Consider the following 1687-nt stretch of genomic DNA (forward strand, 5'->3'; position numbering starts at 1 on the left):
GCCGGCGGTGCTCGCGACGCCGTGCAGGAGCGCGATGCCGAAGACGCACGACGCGATCGCTCCGCCCACGGTCTTCACCGAATTCGTCAGGCCCGTCGCGACGCCGGTCTGCGTGGCCGGAGCCGCGGAGGCCGCCGCCGCGGGGAGCGCCGCGACCAGTGCCCCGGACCCGAGCCCCACGACCACCATGTTCGTGATGACCTGCGCATAGGAGCCGTGGAACGGCAGGAAGAGGAGGAAGCCGATGCCGACCAGCATCGACGCTCCCATCAGCGTCACCCGCGGTGTGGCACGCCGCGCCACCGCCGGGAACAGCAGCGCCCCCGTGATCATGGCGATGAGGTAGACGCCGATGATCAACGAGGTGGCGAAGCCGGTCGTGCCCAGACCGTAGCCGTACACCGATGGGTCGGTGCGCGCGAACGTCGACAGCGGGGCCTGCGCGCCGAGCACGCTGACGCCGAAGAGCCCGGCCGTGAGGAACACCGGTCCGAGCGCGGGCGAGCGGAACATGCGCACGTCGATCAGCGGGTCTGCGCTGCGCAGCTCCCAGAGCACGAACGGGACCACGAGCAGCACGCCGAGGATCACCACCGCCCAGGACCACGGGTTGGTCAGACCGCCCTCCAGGCGGAGCAGGCTGAGCCCGCCGGTGAAGCAGACGAGGGCGAGAGAGATGAGCACGAGGCCGACCGTGTCGAAGACACCGCCGGTGGGCTCCGGCGATTCCTTGACCCCAAGGAGGATCACGAAGAAGCACACCACGATGAGCACGGCCGGGACCAGCAGCACGACGGTGAGGGGAAGCACGTCGATGAGCGCACCGCCGACCAGGGCGCCGATGATCGCGCCGCCCTCGAGAGCGGCGACGAGCAGCCCCGCAGCCTTGGCGGTGATCGACGAACGACCCTCCATGCGGCGCGAACGCGACCAGATCAGGGCGATCTCGAGTGGAAGCCAGACGACGTAGAAGCCCATCAGCGCCCACGCGGCGAGGAACACCGGGAATGAATCGGTGAAGGGCAGCACCAGCGCCGCGGCCGCCGTGACCGCGGTGGAGATGAGCAGCATGCGCTTGTGCCCGACCATGTCGCCCAGCTTGGCGAAGGCCGGGACGACGAGTGCCGACAGCATCAGCTGCGTGCCCTCGAGCCAGTTCACGTCGGCGTCGTGGATGCCCAGATGGCGGGCGATGTCCGTGAGCATCGGGGTGTAGTACCCCTGCAGCACACCGCTCGTGAACTCCACGAAGGCAAGGAAGCCGACCACGACGGCGAGGGTGCCCAGGGTGCGGGTGCGCGTCATCGCGTCTCCTGCTTCTGCTTCGGGTCCCCCGGCAGGCTCCGAGGGGAGGGTGAGATCACCCTAGCCGTTCGAGCAGCGCCCTGTGGAACCGCTCTCCCCGTTCCAGCGCGGCGATCTCCACGCTCTCGTCGACGCCGTGGATCGACGCGCGCTGCGCATTCGACATGTCCAGCGGCGCGAACCGATAGACCGCGGGTGAGAAGCGATGGAAGTGTCGCGAGTCGGTGGCCGCCATCATCACATACGGGACGGCAGGCACGCCGGGGAACGCGACCTCGAGCGCGTCGGCCAGCGGAGCGAATTGCGCGTTATCGGTCGATGATTCCGGCGACGGTTCGCTCGCTTCGACGACCTCGACCGCGACGAGCGGATCGCGGACCCG

General features: G+C 69.2%; 2 protein-coding genes. Both read right to left on the reverse strand.

Translation table 11 applies throughout. From position 1 onward, the window contains the following. Positions 1–1305 (reverse strand): MFS transporter (locus DSP71_RS13300; RefSeq protein ID WP_113681318.1); only part of this gene is annotated, 1305 nt, incomplete at its 3' end. A gap of 55 nt (positions 1306–1360) precedes the next feature. Continuing rightward, positions 1361–1687: M20/M25/M40 family metallo-hydrolase (locus DSP71_RS13305; RefSeq protein ID WP_113681319.1), on the reverse strand; the 327-nt coding region annotated here is incomplete at its 5' end.

This window comes from Microbacterium sp. H6 (genome assembly GCF_003314775.1).
Lineage (GTDB): Bacteria > Actinomycetota > Actinomycetes > Actinomycetales > Microbacteriaceae > Microbacterium > Microbacterium oxydans.